Origin of the sequence: Micromonospora inyonensis (assembly GCF_900091415.1) — a bacterium.
GTDB lineage: Bacteria > Actinomycetota > Actinomycetes > Mycobacteriales > Micromonosporaceae > Micromonospora > Micromonospora inyonensis.
Genome location: NZ_FMHU01000002.1, coordinates 1110746 through 1129106 on the forward strand (window position 1 = coordinate 1110746; position 18361 = coordinate 1129106).

5 protein-coding genes and 1 pseudogene are annotated in these 18361 nt (G+C 70.7%); 2 read left to right on the forward strand and 4 right to left on the reverse strand.

Features of this window, described 5'->3' with window-relative positions:
- Window positions 1-205: 205 nt before the first annotated feature.
- Together GA0074694_RS19835 and GA0074694_RS19840 are read right to left on the reverse strand one after the other, a co-directional pair.
- On the reverse strand, window positions 206-12613 hold the full coding sequence (locus GA0074694_RS19835; protein ID WP_091460572.1) for a hypothetical protein: 12408 nt from the start codon (window positions 12611-12613) through the stop codon (window positions 206-208).
- Between the two features lie 992 nt (window positions 12614-13605).
- The gene (locus GA0074694_RS19840; RefSeq protein ID WP_141714209.1) at window positions 13606-13974 is read right to left on the reverse strand and encodes a hypothetical protein; all 369 of its coding nucleotides are present in this window, start codon (window positions 13972-13974) and stop codon (window positions 13606-13608) included.
- A gap of 394 nt (window positions 13975-14368) precedes the next feature.
- Between GA0074694_RS19840 and GA0074694_RS19845 the strand changes: the two are divergent.
- Window positions 14369-15190 (forward strand): annotated as a pseudogene (locus tag GA0074694_RS19845) (IS5 family transposase); the annotation flags it as partial.
- Between the two features lie 103 nt (window positions 15191-15293).
- Here GA0074694_RS19845 and GA0074694_RS19850 read toward each other — a convergent pair.
- Window positions 15294-15764, reverse strand: a complete 471-nt coding sequence (locus GA0074694_RS19850) for a reverse transcriptase family protein (RefSeq protein WP_245714810.1) — start codon at window positions 15762-15764, stop codon at window positions 15294-15296.
- Between the two features lie 144 nt (window positions 15765-15908).
- Here GA0074694_RS19850 and GA0074694_RS19855 point away from each other — a divergent pair, with 144 nt between their 5' ends.
- Window positions 15909-16655, forward strand: coding sequence for a hypothetical protein (locus GA0074694_RS19855; RefSeq protein ID WP_245714811.1), 747 nt, complete (start codon window positions 15909-15911; stop codon window positions 16653-16655).
- A gap of 137 nt (window positions 16656-16792) precedes the next feature.
- Here GA0074694_RS19855 and GA0074694_RS19860 read toward each other — a convergent pair whose 3' ends face one another.
- Complete coding sequence (locus GA0074694_RS19860) at window positions 16793-18139, reverse strand: IS4 family transposase (RefSeq protein ID WP_281190138.1); 1347 nt, start codon at window positions 18137-18139, stop codon at window positions 16793-16795.
- Between the last annotated feature and the right edge of the window lie 222 nt (window positions 18140-18361).

The following is an 18361-nucleotide window of genomic DNA, read 5'->3' on the forward strand; positions in this document are numbered from 1 at the left end:
CAGCCGGCGAAACCGCTACTCACGCGACCAGCAGCGCAAACCTCAGCCGCAGTTCGCACGCGAACTGTCTTGTATTCGCATCAGATCGAATACGCGGCGGTTGTAGTTTCCAGACCAAAAACAACGCTAAGCAGGCTGATCGATCTTCCTCAACCCCGTACCCGGACAACGCCAGGGGACCGGGTCCGCCTTGCTACCTGCAAGATCAAATATTTGGCCCGGACATCGGCACCGTAGCCCCGTGGTCCAGCCAGGACAGGTCCTCACCCTGCGGGCGGTCCGGTCCGAGGGCAGGGCCCGGCAGCGGTGCTTGCCGGGGCTGACCCGGATCGCTCACCCCGTACCGTGCCGCCCCGCCACCGCGACTTTCCTGGACCCGCTGCAGCAGACCACGGTCGCGCAATGCCCCGATCCGGTGATGCACCGTCGGCTGCGGTGCGGATGTCGCCTCGGCGAGGGCTGACTCGCTGGCGGTGATGATCCCGTTGTCGTCCATCCGGTCGATCAGGGCGTTCCACAACTGCCGCAGCTGTTCCCGCTGCCGTGTTGTGGTGGCGATGTGGCCGGCGTGCTGGTCGAACAGCGCCCGGGCCCCGCCCGGGTCGCGCAGCCACTGGCTGCCTGCGGGAAGGGCCGGCAGTGGTGCTTGCCGGGGCTGACCCGGATCGCTCACCCCGTACCGCGCCGCCACGCGACCGCGACTTTCCCGGACCCGCTGCAGCAGACCACCGTCGCGCAATACCCCGATCCGGTCATGCACCGTCGGCTGCTGCGCGGATGTCGCCTCGGCGAGGTCTGGCCCGCTGGCGGTGATGATCCCGTTGTCGTCCATCCGGTCGATCAGGGCGTTCCACAACTGCCGCAGCTGTTCCCGCTGCCGTGTTGTGGTGGCGATGTGGTCGGCGTGCTGGTCGAACAGCGCCCGGGCCTCGCCCGGCTCGCGCACCCACCGGCTGCCCGCAGCGGGTTGGGGTTGGGGTTGGTCGGGTTGCGGCGCGGCGGGCGTGGTGGGTGGCTCGTCGGCCGGGTGATGGAGGGTGTCGCCGGTGCCGGTGCCGGTGCCGGTGCCGGTGCCGGTGCCGGTGCCGGCGTCGGTGCGGGCCACCGCCGGCCAGGACGACGCGGTGGGGGCGTCCGGGTCGTCCAACGGCCCGGGCAGCCCTGGCAGACCCGTGCCCGCCGGCGGGGCAGGTGCAGGCCCGGACATCGGCGACTGAGGTGCCGGATCCTGCATGCCCGGTCCGGGCGGGAACGACTGAGTCCCTGGGAACTGGCTGGGCTGGTCGCCGTTGGGCGGCGACCATGATGCCGGGCCGGGCGGGGCCTGCGGCCGGGGCGGATCCATCGGTTGCGGCGCGGGGTCGGGTTCCGTGCCCACGGCCTCAAACGGATAGAGCAGATCGGCCGGGCCCACATCGAGCGAACCGGCTGGGTCCACCTCGTAGGTGGCCCAGTCGCCGAGGTTCCCGCCCTCGCCGGCCCAGTCGCCGAGGTTCCCGCCCTCGCCGGCCCAGTCGCCGAGGTTCCCGCCCTCGCCGGCCCAGTCGCCGAGGTTCCCGCCGTCGCTGGCCTGATCGTCGATGCCCGGCTGGTCGAAGTCGGTGGACATCGCCGCACCGTGCCCGTCGGTCACGCCCATGCCGGGTACCGGCCACCCCGGTTGCGCCCACCCCGCCGGCCAGGACGACGCGGTGGGGGCGTCCGGGTCGTCCAACGGCCCGGGCAGCCCTGGCAGACCCGTGCCCGCCGGCGAGGCAGGTACCAGCCCGGACATCGGCGACTGAGGTGCCGGATCCTGCATGCCCGGTCCGGGCGGGAACGACTGAGTCCCTGGGAACTGGCTGGGCTGGTCGCCGTTGGGCGGCGACCATGATGCCGGGCCGGGCGGGGCCTGCGGCCGGGGCGGATCCATCGGTTGCGGCGCGGGGTCGGGTTCCGTGCCCACGGCCTCAAACGGATAGAGCAGATCGGCCGGGCCCACATCGAGCGAACCGGCTGGGTCCACCTCGTAGGTGGCCCAGTCGCCGAGGTTCCCGCCCTCGCCGGCCCAGTCGCCGAGGTTCCCGCCGTCGCTGGCCTGATCGTCGATGCCCGGCTGGTCGAAGTCGGTGGACATCGCCGCACCGTGCCCGTCGGTCACGCCCATGCCGGGTACCGGCCACCCCGGTTGCGCCCACCCCGCCGGCCAGGACGACGCGGTGGGGGCGTCCGGGTCGTCCAACGGCCCGGGCAGCCCTGGCAGACCCGTACCCGCCGGCGGGGCAGGTACCAGCCCGGACATCGGCGACTGAGGTGCCGGATCCTGCATGCCCGGTCCGGGCGGGAACGACTGAGTTCCTGGGGACTGGCTGGGCTGGTCGCCGTTGGGCGGCGACCATGATGTCGGGCCGGGCGGGGCCTGCGGCCGGGGCGGATCCATCGGTTGCGGCCCGGGGTCGGGTTCCGTGCCCACGGCCTCAAGCAGGTAGAGCAGATCGGCCGGGTCCACATCGAGCGAACGGGCTGGGTCCATCTCGTAGGTGGCCCAGTCGCCGAGGTTCCCGCCCTCGCCGGCCCAGTCGCCGAGGTTCCCGCCGTCGCTGGCCTGATCGTCGATGCCCGGCTGGTCGAAGTCGGTGGACATCGCCGCACCGTGCCCGTCGGTCACGCCCATGCCGGGTACCGGCCACCCCGGTTGCGCCCACCCCGCCGGCCAGGACGACGCGGTGGGGGCGTCCGGGTCGTCCAACGGCCCGGGCAGCCCTGGCAGACCCGTGCCCGCCGGCGAGGCAGGTACCAGCCCGGACATCGGCGACTGAGGTGCCGGATCCTGCATGCCCGGTCCGGGCGGGAACGACTGAGTCCCTGGGAACTGGCTGGGCTGGTCGCCGTTGGGCGGCGACCATGATGCCGGGCCGGGCGGGGCCTGCGGCCGGGGCGGATCCATCGGTTGCGGCGCGGGGTCGGGTTCCGTGCCCACGGCCTCAAACGGATAGAGCAGATCGGCCGGGTCCACATCGAGCGAACGGGCTGGGTCCACCTCGTAGGTGGCCCAGTCGCCGAGGTTCCCGCCCTCGCCGGCCCAGTCGCCGAGGTTCCCGCCGTCGCTGGCCTGATCGTCGATGCCCGGCTGGTCGAAGTCGGTGGACATCGCCGCACCGTGCCCGTCGGTCACGCCCATGCCGGGTACCGGCCACCCCGGTTCCGCCCACCCCGGTTCCGCCCACCCCGCCGGCCAGGACGACGCGGTGGGGGCGTCCGGGTCGTCCAACGGCCCGGGCAGCCCTGGCAGACCCGTGCCCGCCGGCGAGGCAGGTACCAGCCCGGACATCGGCGACTGAGGTGCCGGATCCTGCATGCCCGGTCCGGGCGGGAACGACTGAGTCCCTGGGAACTGGCTGGGCTGGTCGCCGTTGGGCGGCGACCATGATGCCGGGCCGGGCGGGGCCTGCGGCCGGGGCGGATCCATCGGTTGCGGCGCGGGGTCGGGTTCCGTGCCCACGGCCTCAAGCAGATAGAGCAGATCGGCCGGGTCCACATCGAGCGAACGGGCTGGGTCCACCTCGTAGGTGGCCCAGTCGCCGAGGTTCCCGCCGTCGCTGGCCTGATCGTCGATGCCCGGCTGGTCGAAGTCGGTGGACATCGCCGCACCGTGCCCGTCGGTCACGCCCATGCCGGGTACCGGCCACCCCGGTTCCGCCCACCCCGGTTCCGCCCACCCCGCCGGCCAGGACGACGCGGTGGGGGCGTCCGGGTCGTCCAACGGCCCGGGCAGCCCAGGCAGACCCGTGCCCGCCGGCGAGGCAGGTACCAGCCCGGACATCGGCACCGTAGCCCCGTGGTCCAGCCAGGACAGGTCCTCACCCTGCGGGCGGTCCGGTCCGAGGGCAGGGCCCGGCAACGGTGCTTGCCGGGGCTGACCCGGATCGCTCACCCCGTACCGCGCCGCCACGCGACCGCGACCTTCCCGGACCAGCTGCAGCAGACCACGGTCGCGCAATACCCCGATCCGGGCATGCACCGTCCGCTGCGGTGCGGATGTCGCCTCGGCGAGGTCTGACAGGCTGGCGGTGATGATCCCGTTGTCGTCCATCCGGTCGATCAGGGCGTTCCACAACTGCCGCAGCTGTTCCCGCTGCGGTGTTGTGGTGGCGATGTGGTCGGCGTGCTGGTCGAACAGCGCCCGGGCCCCGCCCGGGTCGCGCAGCCACTGGCTGCCTTCGGGAGGGGCCGGCAGTGGTGCTTGCTGGGGCTGACCCGGATCGCTCACCCCGTACCGCGCCGCCCCGCCACCGCGACCTTCCTGGACCAGCTGCAGCAGAGCACTGCCGCGCAATACCCCGATCCGGGCATGCACCGTCTGCCGCGGTGTGAATGTCGCCTCGGCGAGGGCTGACTCGCTGGCGGTGATGATCCCGTTGTCGTCCATATGGTCGATCAGGGCGTTCCACAACTGCCGCAGCTGTTCCCGCTGCCGCGTTGTGGTGGCGATGTGGCCGGCGTGCTGGTCGAACAGCGCCCGGGCCTCGCCCGGGTCGCGCACCCGCCGGCTGCCCGCAGCGGGTTGGGGTTGGGGTTGGGGTTGGTCGGGTTGCGGCGAGGCGGGCGTGGTGGGTGGCTCGTCGGCCGGGTGATGGAGGGTGTCGCCGGCGTGGACAGTGCCGGCGTCGGTGCGGGCCACCGCTGGCCAGGACGCGAGGGATGGCTGCCAGTCCATGTCCGGCCCCTGGTAGGTGGCCCAGTCGCCGAGGTTCCCGCCGTCGCCGGCCCAGTCGCCGAGGTTCCCGCCGTCGCTGGCCTGATCGTCGATGCCCGGTTGGTCGAAGTCGGTGGACATCGCCGCACCGTGCCCGTCGGTCACGCCCATGCCGGGTACCGGCCACCCCGGTTCCGCCCACCCCGCCGGCCAGGACGACGCGGTGGGGGCGTCCGGGTCGTCCAACGGCCCGGGCAGCCCTGGCAGACCCGTGCCCGCCGGCGGGGCAGGTACCAGCCCGGACATCGGCACCGTAGCCCCGGGGTCCAGCCAGGACAGGTCCTCACCCTGCGGGTGGTCCGGTCCGAGGGCAGGGCCCGGCAGTGGTGCTTGCCGGGGCTGACCCGGATCGCTCACCCCGTACCGCGCCGCCACGCGACCGCGACCTTCCCGGACCAGCTGCAGCAGACCACGGTCGCGCAATACCCCGATCCGGTTATGCACCGTCTGCTTCGGTGTGGATGTCGCCTCGGCGAGGTCTGACCCGCTGGCGGTGATGATCCCGTTGTCGTCCATCCGGTCGATCAGGGTGTTCCACAACTGCCGCAGCTGTTCCCGCTGCGGTGTTGTGGTGGCGATGTGGTCGGCGTGCTGGTCGAACAGCGCCCGGGCCTCATCCGGGTCGCGCAGCCACTGGCTGCCTTCGGGAGGGGCCGGCAGTGGTGGTGCTTGCCGGGGCTGACCCGGATCGCTCACCCCGTACCGCGCCGCCCCGCCACCGCGACTTTCCCGGACCCGCTGCAGCAGACCACGGTCGCGCAATACCCCGATCCGGGCATGCACCGTCGGCGGCGGTGCGGATGTCGCCTCGGCGAGGGCTGACAGGCGGGCGGTGATGATCCCGTTGTCGTCCATCCGGTCGATCAGGGCGTTCCACAACTGCCGCAGCTGTTCCCGCTGCCGTGTTGTGGGGGCGATGTGGCCGGCGTGCTGGTCGAACAGCGCCCGGGCCTCATCCGGGTCGCGCAGCCACTGGCTGCCTTCGGGAGGGGCCGGCAGTGGTGCTTGCCGGGGCTGACCCGGATCGCTCACCCCGTACCGCGCCGCCACGCGACCGCGACTTTCCTGGACCCGCTGCAGCAGAGCACTGCCGCGCAGTACCCCGATCCGGTCATGCACCGTCGGCTGCAGTGTGAATGTCGCCTCGGCGAGGTCTGGCTCGCTGGCGGTGATGATCCCGTTGTCGTCCATCCGGTCGATCAGGGCGTTCCACAACTGCCGCAGCTGTTCCCGCTGCGGTGTTGTGGTGGCGATGTGGCCGGCGTGCTGGTCGAACAGCGCCCGGGCCCCGCCCGGGTCGCGCAGCCACTGGCTGCCTTCGGGAGGGGCCGGCAGTGGTGCTTGCTGGGGCTGACCCGGATCGCTCACCCCGTACCGCGCCGCCCCGCCACCGCGACCTTCCTGCACCAGCTGCAGCAGACCACGGTCGCGCAATGCCCCGATCCGGTTATGCACCGTCTGCTGCAGTGTGAATGTCGCCTCGGCGAGGTCTGACTCGCTGGCGGTGATGATCCCGTTGTCGTCCATACGGTCGATCAGGGTGTTCCACAACTGCCGCAGCTGTTCCCGCTGCGGTGTTGTGGTGGCGATGTGGTCGGCGTGCTGGTCGAACAGCGCCCGGGCCTCGCCCGGGTCGCGCACCCGCCGGCTGCCCGCAGCGGGTTGGGGTTGGGGTTGGGGTTGGGGTTGGGGTTGGTCGGGTTGCGGCGAGGCGGGCGTGGTGGGTGGCTCGTCGGCCGGGTGATGGAGGGTGTCGCCGGCGTGGACAGTGCCGGCGTCGGTGCGGGCCACCGCTGGGGAGGGTGCGAGGTATGGCTGCCAGTCCATGTCCGGCCCCTGGTAGGTGGCCCAGTCGCCGAGGTTCCCGCCCTCGCCGGCCCAGTCGCCGAGGTTCCCGCCGTCGCTGGCCTGATCGTCGATGCCCGGTTGGTCGAAGTCGGTGGACATCGCCGCACCGTGCCCGTCGGTCACGCCCATGCCGGGTACCGGCCACCCCGGTTCCGCCCACCCCGCCGGCCAGGACGACGCGGTGGGGGCGTCCGGGTCGTCCAACGGCCCGGGCAGCCCTGGCAGACCCGTACCCGCCGGCGAGGCAGGTGCAGGCCCGGACATCGGCACCGTAGCCCCGTGGTCCAGCCAGGACAGGTCCTCACCCTGCGGGCGGTCCGGTCCGAGGGCAGGGCCCGGCAACGGCGCTTGCCGGGGCTGACCCGGATCGCTCACCCCGTACCGCGCCGCCCCGCCACCGCGACTTTCCCGGACCCGCTGCAGCAGACCACGGTCGCGCAATACCCCGATCCGGTTATGCACCGTCGGCTGCGATGCGGATGTCGCCTCGGCGAGGTCTGACAGGCTGGCGGTGATGATCCCGTTGTCGTCCATCCGGTCGATCAGGGCGTTCCACAACTGCCGCAGCTGTTCCCGCTGCCGTGTTGTGGTGGCGATGTGGCCGGCGTGCTGGTCGAACAGCGCCCGGGCCCCGCCCGGGTCGCGCAGCCACTGGCTGCCTTCGGGAGGGGCCGGCAGTGGTGCTTGCTGGGGCTGACCCGGATCGCTCACCCCGTACCGCGCCGCCCCGCCACCGCGACCTTCCTGCACCAGATGCAGCAGAGCACTGCCGCGCAATACCCCGACCCGGGCATGCACCGTCTGCCGCAGTGTGAATGTCGCCTCGGCGAGGTCTGACTCGCTGGCGGTGATGATCCCGTTGTCGTCCATCCGGTCGATCAGGGCGTTCCACAACTGCCGCAGCTGTTCCCGCTGCCGTGTTGTGGTGGCGATGTGGCCGGCGTGCTGGTCGAACAGCGCCCGGGCCTCATCCGGGTCGCGCAGCCACTGGCTGCCTTCGGGAGGGGCCGGCAGTGGTGCTTGCTGGGGCTGACCCGGATCGCTCACCCCGTACCGCGCCGCCCCGCCACCGCGACCTTCCTGCACCAGATGCAGCAGAGCACTGCCGCGCAATACCCCGATCCGGTCATGCACCGTCGGCTGCGGTGCGGATGTCGCCTCGGCGAGGTCTGACTCGCTGGCGGTGATGATCCCGTTGTCGTCCATCCGGTCGATCAGGGCGTTCCACAACTGCCGCAGCTGTTCCCGCTGCCGTGTTGTGGTGGCGATGTGGTCGGCGTGCTGGTCGAACAGCGCCCGGGCCCCGCCCGGGTCGCGCAGCCACTGGCTGCCTTCGGGAGGGGCCGGCAGTGGTGCTTGCTGGGGCTGACCCGGATCGCTCACCCCGTACCGCGCCGCCCCGCCACCGCGACTTTCCTGGACCCGCTGCAGCAGACCACGGTCGCGCAATACCCCGATCCGGTTATGCACCGTCGGCTGCAGTGTGAATGTCGCCTCGGCGAGGTCTGGCTCGCTGGCGGTGATGATCCCGTTGTCGTCCATCCGGTCGATCAGGGCGTTCCACAACTGCCGCAGCTGTTCCCGCTGCCGTGTTGTGGTGGCGATGTGGTCGGCGTGCTGGTCGAACAGCGCCCGGGCCCCGCCCGGGTCGCGCAGCCACTGGCTGCCTTCGGGAGGGGCCGGCAGTGGTGCTTGCTGGGGCTGACCCGGATCGCTCACCCCGTACCGCGCCGCCACGCCACCGTGACCTTCCTGCACCAGCTGCAGCAGAGCACTGCCGCGCAATACCCCGATCCGGGCATGCACCGTCTGCTGCTGTGTGAATGTCGCCTCGGCGAGGGTTGACTCGCTGGCGGTGATGATCCCGTTGTCGTCCATCCGGTCGATCAGGGCGTTCCACAACTGCCGCAGCTGTTCCCGCTGCCGTGTTGTGGTGGCGATGTGGCCGGCGTGCTGGTCGAACAGCGCCCGGGCCTCGCCCGGGTCGCGCACCCGCCGGCTGCCCGCAGCGGGTTGGGGTTGGGGTTGGGGTTGGTCGGGTTGCGGCGAGGCGGGCGTGGTGGGTGGCTCGTCGGCCGGGTGATGGAGGGTGTCGCCGGCGTGGACAGTGCCGGCGTCGGTGCGGGCCACCGCTGGCCAGGACGCGAGGTATGGCTGCCAGTCCATGTCCGGCCCCTGGTAGGTGGCCCAGTCGCCGAGGTTCCCGCCGTCGCCGGCCCAGTCGCCGAGGTTCCCGCCGTCGCTGGCCTGATTGTCGATGCTCGGCTGGTCGAAGTCGGTGGACATCGCCGCACCGTGCCCGTCGGTCACGCCCATGCCGGGTACCGGCCACCCCGGTTCCGCCCACCCCGCCGGCCAGGACGACGCGGCCGGCCCTGCCGGCCAGGACGATGCGGTGGGGGCGTACGGGTCGTCCAACGGCCCGGGCAGCCCTGGCAGACCCGTGCCCGCCGGCGGGGAAGGTACCAGCCCGGACATCGGCAACATACCCCAGTCGTCCAGCCAGGACAGGTCCTCACCCTGCGGGTGGTCCGGTCCGAGGGCAGGGCCCGGCACCGGCAACTGCGCCCCTGGATCCCGCGACGGGCCCCACACCCACTGGGCGGCGGACACCGGGCCAGGACCAGACGGGTCGCCGCCTTCCGCTGGATCGGGCGACTGCCCGCCTGAGGTGTTGCCGGCCCACCGGTGCCGGCCGCCAGCGGCGGCGAAGTCCTCCTGATCCGGCCAGCGCACGCCGGGTTCCTGACCGTTCTCGACGATGTCCGCGGTCCGTACCGCCTCCACCAGATCCGGCCCGAACAACTCCACCGAACCATCCGAGAACAACACCGACCGCACCGGCTCGTCCCCGTGTGGCCGCAGCTCGCCGGGTATCTGGTCCACCTCGTGCGTGGACGACATCAACCGCCGGGCACGGAGCTGGGTGCGCAACCATCCACCGAAGGAGGTGGCCTGCCCCGGTCCCCGCCATGCCCCGTCGCACCAGACCAGCAAGATGTCAGGTATGCCGCCGCCCCGCTGTCGCGCCTGCGCGACGGCGTGTTGCCAGGCGGGCGAGGCGGTGATCATCCGGAGGAACAAGGCCTGACGCACCGGATCGTCGGCCAGCCGCTCGGCCAGGTTCCGGTGCCCGGCGATGGTGAACCATCCCTCCACCGACGGCAGCGCCTGCGCCGCCGTGCGATCCGCCGCCGCGTCCAGATCCGCCACCACCGGGTCGGCGAAGTACACACCGCTGAACGTGTCCGCCATGACGACATCCCTGGACACCTCGAACAGCCGCGGCAGGACCCCGTCCGGCGACGCCGCCTGGATACCGAGGTCCGCAGCGAGCCGGCGCAGCTGAGCGTCGCTGGCACGGCCGTAGCCGCCGCTGGCGAGATCGTGGATTCGTTCCACGGCCGGCCCAGTCGCCGCGACGGCCCGCTCGCCGAGACCGCCAGAGCCGGCACTGATCGACTCGTCCAGCAACGACACACCACTGATCGAACCCGAGTCCCTGAAACCGGTCGAATCCGTGTCCCGGGAGCCGAGATCGGGGCTGAACACTCCACCGCTTGCCACAGACACGTCACTGACCGACGCCGTATCACCGACGCTGACGACGTCGACGATCGACATGCCACCGACACGGGAGCCGACACCACCCGGCACCGTACCGAGGGCCCCGACCACATCCGCCGTCCCGGGCGTCACGCTGCCGCCGGCCGACACGAGCACCTTGTGGTACCCGTCCACCCACTCCCGCTGGAACGAGGTGACCAACGCCGCATGACCGGCCGGATCGACACCGTAGCGGCGGGCCAGCGCGGTGAACTGGGCCTGCGCCAGACCAGCCGCCGCCGCGGTGTGCCGCTCGGACATCACCGGCACCGTCGGCCCGCCGACACGCCCGCCTTCCTCGACATCGACCGTAGCCACACCGGCGGCCGCCCCGGTGACACCGGGGACCGTCACGGCCGAGAAACGGGCGGACAGGTCGGTAACCGCCTGCCGGACCACCCTCGCCACGGCACTGACCTGCCCGGCGTCGGGACCCGCCACCACACCCGGCAGCACGGCAGGGGCACCGAGGATCACATCGACCCCACGGTCCACCTGGCTCCACACGCCGCCCTCGACCGCCCTGAGCACGCCAGCGGACGGCACCACCGCCCCCACGCCCCCCGACACGCCAGCGCCTCCCGACACGCCAGCGCCTCCCGACACGCCAGCGCCTCCCGACACGCCAGCGCCTGTCGGCGTGCCGGGGCCTGTCGGCGTGCCAGCGCCTGTCGGCGTGCCGGGGCCTGTGGGTAGGCCGGCGGCGAGGTACTGGTCGATGTGGTGTTGAACGGCCAGGTGCGCGAGCGAGCGCAGCGCCTGCCGGTCGAACTCCGCCGGCAGCCCGGCGATCACCTGCCGCGCCCGCACCTCGGCCGGGATCCGCCCACCGGAGAACGCCAACGCCTCGACCACCCGGGCCACCGCCCGCTGCCGGACACCCGTCAGATACCCCTCGGTCAACGCGGCAGCGGATAGGAAAGCCGCAACAGCCCGATCACCCCGCCGGGCGTCGACCCACCCGGCGAACACCCGCTCAACCGGCACAGGAAGCGCGACAGCGGACAGGAAAGCCGCAACAGCCCGATCACCCCGCCGGGCGTCGACCCACCCGGCGAACACCCGCTCAACCGACACGGGAAGCGCGGCCAGGAACTGCCGCGCCTGCCCCATCCCGGCCAGCAGTCCACCATAGTGGTCCACCAGTTCCCGCTGGAACCGCTGCCACTGCTCCACCACCAGCGCACCAGCGGCCGCTACCCACTCCGGCACCGGCACCGTCGGCACCGAGAAGTTCGGCACGGACCACGACGGCACCGGCAGGTCCGGCACCGACCACGCCGGCACGGACAGGTCCGGTGCCGACCACGCCGGCGCGGACAGGTCCGGTGCCGAAAGGGCCGGTGCCGGCACCGGCGGGACGGGCACCGGGGCCGGCCCGCCAGAGCCCGCACCCGCCGGATCGTCGACCTCCGGCTGATACGTGGACGGTGCCGGAGTGACCGGAGCGACCGGCCTGCCGTCGGCGGTGAAACCGGTACCGGCGGGCATGTTCCACCGGGGCCGGGTCGGATTGAACCCCAAACCGACAGCCACGCGACGCGCAGCGGCCCCCGCCCCGGACGCGCCCAACTCACCCGACCCCGACAACGCCCCGGAAATCACGGCCATACCGAGACCACCGGGGTCGTAGGTCCCGTCGACCATGTAGCTGGCGGCGACGTCGCCGACCACCTCCAGGCCGACCTCCGACACCGGCACCATCCACAAACGGGTCAGCAGGTCACGCGTGGCATCCGACACTTCGAACTTCGCCAGAGCACCACCCACGACCCCGGCGAACCGGCCCAACGCCGGCCCGGCCGCCGTGGTCACACCCGCCACCGCCAACCCGTACAACGCCTGCTTACCGACCTGCGCCCAGTCGACCCCCGGCACCAGACCATCAGCCAGCATGCTGATCTGCGCCAACAACGACGACCCCGGCATGAACAACATCTGGATCGCCGTGCTGCTCGCCGCCGCCCGCACCATCGACGACCGCAGGATCGTCTGGATGATCGTCCGGGTCTTCACGATGTGCGCCGCCGCCTCCACCGGCAGGACAAACGCCATCGCGAACGCGACCGCCAACTCCGTCATCATGAAGATGAACATGACCAGCGCCTGACGATCCGTCAGCTCCATCTGGTTCAGGAAGCCCCGCATCGCCTGAGCCAGGTTGACCTTCACGTCGGCGACCCCGTCCAACAACTCCACGAACGGAGCGGTCTGCGCCACGAACCGGTCGTAGACCTCACCCTCTCCCGCCGCCCGAACCGCCTTGATCACCTGGATCAGCTCCGGAACCAACAGGGTCCGCACCCGATCCGCCAGCACCTCCAACGCGTTCAGGTCGTACGCCAACACCGGCAGATTCGACCGGTGCAACCGCATCCCGGTGAACGCTTCCAGGGCCTGCTTCGACGACTCACTGAGACCCACGGAAGGAACCGCGGCCTCAGCCACCGCCAACGCCCCCTCCCCACCCCCACCAGGGGCACTCAATGCCAATCACCCAGCAGCGCACCAACGCCTCGGCCCTCGGCCATCTCGTTCCCACGCGAAGCAGCCCCGCGCACCGCCACTCATGTCCGCAACCAGCTCGGAACCGATGGCCTCCGTTTCACCCAGACACAACGACAGAGGCCCACCGCCTCGCCCTGAAATCCAGGGCCGCACACACCTCGACCAACAGCTCCTCATCGCTCAACGCGCTCATCCCACCACCCCCCCGTTACCCCACGACTGAATCCTGGCAGTGGGTTCACCACCGGGGACTGTGCGCAGGGACGGGACTGCCCCCGGTTCGGTTGACTCCTGACCTGTGAGGATGTGTTCCTCGTGGGAAGGATGTCCGCGCGCGTTTGGCGGTCGTCCGGACCAGCCGCCGACCGTTCGGCAGTCAGAATTTCCACGGCTTACCTCAGGGGTGCCGGCGGCGTCCTCGGTTCCTCGGGCGCCCGCGCGCGGGAGGGCGGCTCCGGAAACTCCGGAAACCCTGCCCCCGAAGTTTTCTAACCCGTACGGACAGCGGGTGCCCGACCGTCCCGGTGGCCGCCGACGCACCGGGGGAGGGGCCCGGGGCCCGGGGGTCCACGAGCGCCAAGGCCCTCGCGCACGCGCGCGTAAGCGCCTCGCGAAACTCGCAAAACTCGGTCAGCAGCCGGCCGACCGGGGCGGGTGTCGCCGGCCGGACGGGCTCCACTGCGGGCGGTCGCCCCGGTTCCTCGAGCGGGCCGCCGTGGCGGCCGACGTACCACCCAGGAGCGGCGAGCAGCTCCCCGCGCACGCGCGTTTTGCGGTTCGACCGGTCACACCGGGGCCGCGGTGGTGGCCGGCACCGGTCGCGCGCGCGTTTTTGTGGTTCGCACGTGCGAATGACCGCCCAGCCCTCGCGCGCGTAGGCGCGTCTCGAAAGTCCCGGAACTCGGCCGCTACCCGGACGGCTGGGCCATGCGGCGCAGGACTTCCCGGGAGCCGACCGGGGTCAACGCGCGCAGCGTCACCGGCACGCCCAGCACGAGCAGGTGCTGCGCGTAGTGCCGGTCCGGTTCGGGCCCTTCCTGGACGACGCCGCGCAGCGCGTGCCCGGCCGGGCCCTCCTCGCCGTCGATGGCGCGCAGCACCACGTCGACGGCCTCGTACGCGAACGGGCCTTCCTGCCACTCGACTTCCCAGGTGATCCCGCCCAGGCCCGGCCACCAGTCGAGGGAGTGGGCGCCGTCGAGGGCCCGGCTGTCGCGCAGGGCGGCCATGACCCGCCCCAACGCCTCGTAGTAGCGGCCCGGGTCTGTCTGTCGCACTCGATCCGTCATGGCCTGTCCAACGACACCGGCCGGGGTCAGGTCCGCCCTGACCCCGGTGGCCCGCTGACAGATCACGCCGGAGACTTCCGTGAGGGCTTCCCCGGGGGCTTCCGTGCCGGCTTCCCCGGCTGTGCTCGCCGGCCGGGACCGGGCGGCCCGTGTCCTGTCTCAGTGAAGTTGCCCCGGTGAGTCGGCGCTGATCTGCGCTGGAGCAGGTTGAGTGAGACAGGTGGCTGAGATCTGTCTCATCGGGCTTGCCCCGGGATCGCGTTTGCCCCGGGGCGTTTCACTGAGAGACTGTCGGGTAACCAGTTCGGGGCGTTGCGTTACGGCGAGACACGTCGATGTCAAGTGCTCGACAAATGGATCATCCCCGCCATGATCGCGTTGTGTGCGCAACTGCGACTGTGGCGGGGATGACGCTCGTTCATGCTATCCGTCGAGCTTGACCGATGCGATGTGGGCGGTCCTCGCGCCCTTGATGCCGGTACGCGACCTGCGTAAAGGCGGCCGGCCCCGCAAGTACGGCGATCGGCTGATCCTGGATTCGATCTTCTATGTGCTGCGGTCGGGCTGTCCGTGGCGGATGATGCCTCGCGATCTGGCGCCGCCGGACGCGGCGCATCGCTGGTTCACGACGTGGCGGAAGAACGGGACGTGGGATGCGATCCATGACGAGCTTCGCCGGCGGGTGCGGGTGGCCGCTGGTCGTGAGCCAGAGCCGTCCGCGGCGGTCCTGGACGCGCAGTCGATCAAATCCAGTGAGGGTGGCGAATGCCGTGGGTTCGACATGGGGAAGAAGACCACCGGCCGCAAACGGCACCTGGTCGTTGACACGATGGGGCTGATCCTGGTGGTGATGGTCACCTCCGCCTCCGTCAACGACCGTCCCGGTGGCCGGCGGATCCTGGCGCGGCTGGCCGAGGCGTTCACCACCATCGCCCTCGTGTGGGCCGACGGCGGCTACGCCAACAGCATCGACTCCACTCTGCTGACCTGGGCGAAAGAGCAGCTCGGCATCCTGGTGGAGATCGTCAAGCGCAACGACGACGTCAAGGGCTTCAAGGTCCTACCGCGCCGGTGGGTGGTAGAGAGGACGCTGGGTTGGCTGGTCCGTAACCGGCGCCTGGCCCGGGACTACGAAAGGCTGACCGTCAACTCAGAGGCCATGATCAAGGTCGCGATGATTCGACTCATGACGATACGCCTGGCCGGACAGACGATCCGGTGGAACAACGCCATCGACCGCGAAGCCGCCCGACGCATCAACGCTGAACGACTTCTCGCCGTGTAGCTGTCTGGTTACCCGACAGTCTCTAAGAGACCGGCTTGAAGTCGGCCTCGAAGATCGGTTCCAGCACCAGCTTCAACGCGGCCTGAACAACCCGGTCGGCGATCGTGGGAATCCCCAGCCGCCGTACCTTCCCCGACCCACCCGGTTTGGGAATCTTTCTCTCCCGCACCGGAAGCGGCCGGAACGTGCCCACCTTCAGCTGGGCCCGCAGATCGTCCAGGAACCCCGGAACACCGATCCGCTCTTCGACGTCGGCGACCGTGAGGCCGTCCACGCCGGCGGTTCGTGCTCCTTGATTGCCGGCGACCCGGTCAAATGCCATGATCAGCGTCGCCGGATCGTGCACGAGGTTGAACAAGTCGTCGAACCGGCGGCCACAGTCGGCCACCGCCCAACGGTGAAGTTTGGCCTGCATCTCCGATACCCGCCGGGACGGCCCTGACGAGCCCTGTTCCTGCGCGGCCCCGGTGTTCACCGAGGCATCTTTCGGCATTACAGCCTCCTCCCTTCGCAAATCCGCTGCCGCCCTTCCCCATGCACCGGGCTCTCCCCGGCTCGGAGTACTACGGCGGCTCCGCCCCGCTCGCCCCGTTCGGCAGTCGGTGTGCCTCTCCTCGCCGTCGCCACCGCTGCGAGCGTGTACGCCGAAGAGCAGCGCCGTAAGGCCATGGAGAGAGTCACCGAGCTTCTCGAGGAGCTGACCGCCGACAATCTCGACGCGGAGCGCGATCGCCTCAACGGCGCGACGACAGCCGTCGAGAGAGCGACGGCGCTTCTGCTCGACAAGGGTGAGGTTGGACATTCCCTGGGCCTGGAACCCGCGGTGCACACCGTGGACACCGCCATCGCTGCGGCCGCCCGCCGGGCCGGCGCGTGGCGGGCGAAACTCGCAGCGTTCTCGTCCGAAGGTGTGGAGATCGCTGACCTCGTCAAGGCCTTCCCCGGGATCGACCAGCCCAACGGCGCCTTCCGCGTCGAGCTCCGGCTCGCCTCGCTGGCGATCGCCACGAAGCGACGTGTCGCGGTTCTCCAAGCCGTGGAGCACGCCCAGAAGTCTCCGGAGCTCGACTTCCGTCGCTTCACGGCGATGCTGCAGGACGAGCAGCGAAGCGTGGACGAACTCCAGAGCGAGCTGCGCGGGCTTCTGGTCGACTTGGCGGAGCTCCGGCTCCGTGCTCCCACCAAGAGCTTCACGGACCGCCTGCTGACGCAAGGCGAAGTGAACAACCTGCTCGCCTGGCCGGGACGCCTGCGACAACTGGCGGCCGAGGAGTCGGTGGTCGCCTCGGAGCTTTCCGATGTCGAGATCGGCCTCGTCCAGCGGGCGGACGGGAAGGTACTGGTTCTGCCCGCAGAGGCGTTGCCACGCGATCACGCAGCCTGAGCCGACTGCCGCCACTCCAGGTTCAGTGGCCGTCTCCTACACCACCTGCGGGGACGTAACCGAGCAAGCGACGGACCGGTACGGCGGAACCAGCGGGGCGGCGTTGCCGGATGAGGTCTAGGACCAACGCCGCTCGGTTAAGGTCCGGCGGGTGTTTCGCAATGGTTTGTGATGATGTCGATTGCGATGGTGGCTTTGTAGCTGCGCCGGTCTATGTTGGGTCCGCGGGCTTGGTACTTGGAGTTCGAGCGTTTGATCATCCGGGTTTTCACCCGGATCCGGCGGTCGGGTAGCAGGTGGGCCAGGACCACGCGGCCGATGGCGCCGACCAGGTCGATGACCGTGTCAGCGATGACGCCGGCGGCGTTGGTGATCTGGTCGCGGGCGGTGTTCAGGGCGATGGTGAAGCTGTCCCGGTCGGGGCTGGTGGCGGGCTGGCTGTCGGTGGCATCGGTCATAGCGGTGCGGAGGACCTGGTAGACGGTGAGCAGGGCGTAGATCTCCTGGTCGATGCCGCCGGGGGTGCGGGCACGCAGGACCCGGCCGCCGAGGATGCTGGATTTCAGCTCCAGATAGGCGGTTTCGATCTCCCATCTGCGGTGATACAGCTTCATCAATTCGCCGGCGGGATGGGTGTGCGGGTCGAGCAGGGTGGTGATCAGCCGGTAGCCACCGGTGCGGATGCCGTCGGTGGTGGTGACGCTGATCTGGGCGTCGATGACCCGCACCCGTACCGTGCCGATGGTCGAGAGCCAGGACCCGTCGCGGTAGCGGGTGATCACGGGCAGGCGGCGGCCGTTCTTGCAGCGGATCAGCAGGTCGGCCCTGGTCGCGGCGAGTGTGGTGATGAGGTCGGCGGCGGCATAGTTACGGTCGGCCAGCAACAGCATCCCGGCCCGCAGGCTACGGGCCAGGGTGCGGGCCTGGTCGAGTTCACCGGTGCTGACCGGGCCGAACACGGCGTCGATGATCGAGCGGGTGCCGCAGGTCAGCAGGACACTCAGCCTCACTGCCGGGTAGCCGGCCCCGCCGTGGTTACCCCGTTGTTTGCGGTAACGGTCCCGGACCGCCTCGGCGTCGGCTACCGACATCATGGTCCCGTCGATCGCGGTCACCAGCAGCCCCCGCCAGCGCACGGCATGGTTCGCCGTGGTGACGGCCGGGCCACGGAGCAGATCAAACAACGCCCGCAGCGGCGCGGACCCGAGCCGCTGCCGTGCCTCACGTAACGTCCCCGAGGACGGCTCGGCCAGGCCCAGCCCGGCCAGACCGGCGGTCAGTTTCTGCCACACCTGCCCGTAGCCGAGTTCGGCGAACAGACAACCTGCCAGAACGAGATAGACCACCACCCGGGCCGGCAGCAGTCGGATCCGCTGCTGCGTACGGCGGGTCGCAGCGAGGATCTCATCGACCATCTCGAAGGGTATGAACTGGGTCAACTCACCCAGATGACCCGGTGCGAACACACCCGCGGCTACCCTCACCGTACGGGTTATGGCAATCTGATCGACCAAAGCGGAGTTCCTGGTCTCGAGGGTGTCTTGGAGTGACTCACCTCAATACCGGAACTCCGCTTCCTCATGCCCGAACGACACACCCCTCGACAGCCACCACAACGCCTTAACCGAGCGGCGTTGCATCTAGAGCGCACTGAAGACGCCAAACATGGTCGTATCGGACGGATGGCGCCACGTCTACGGTAGTTC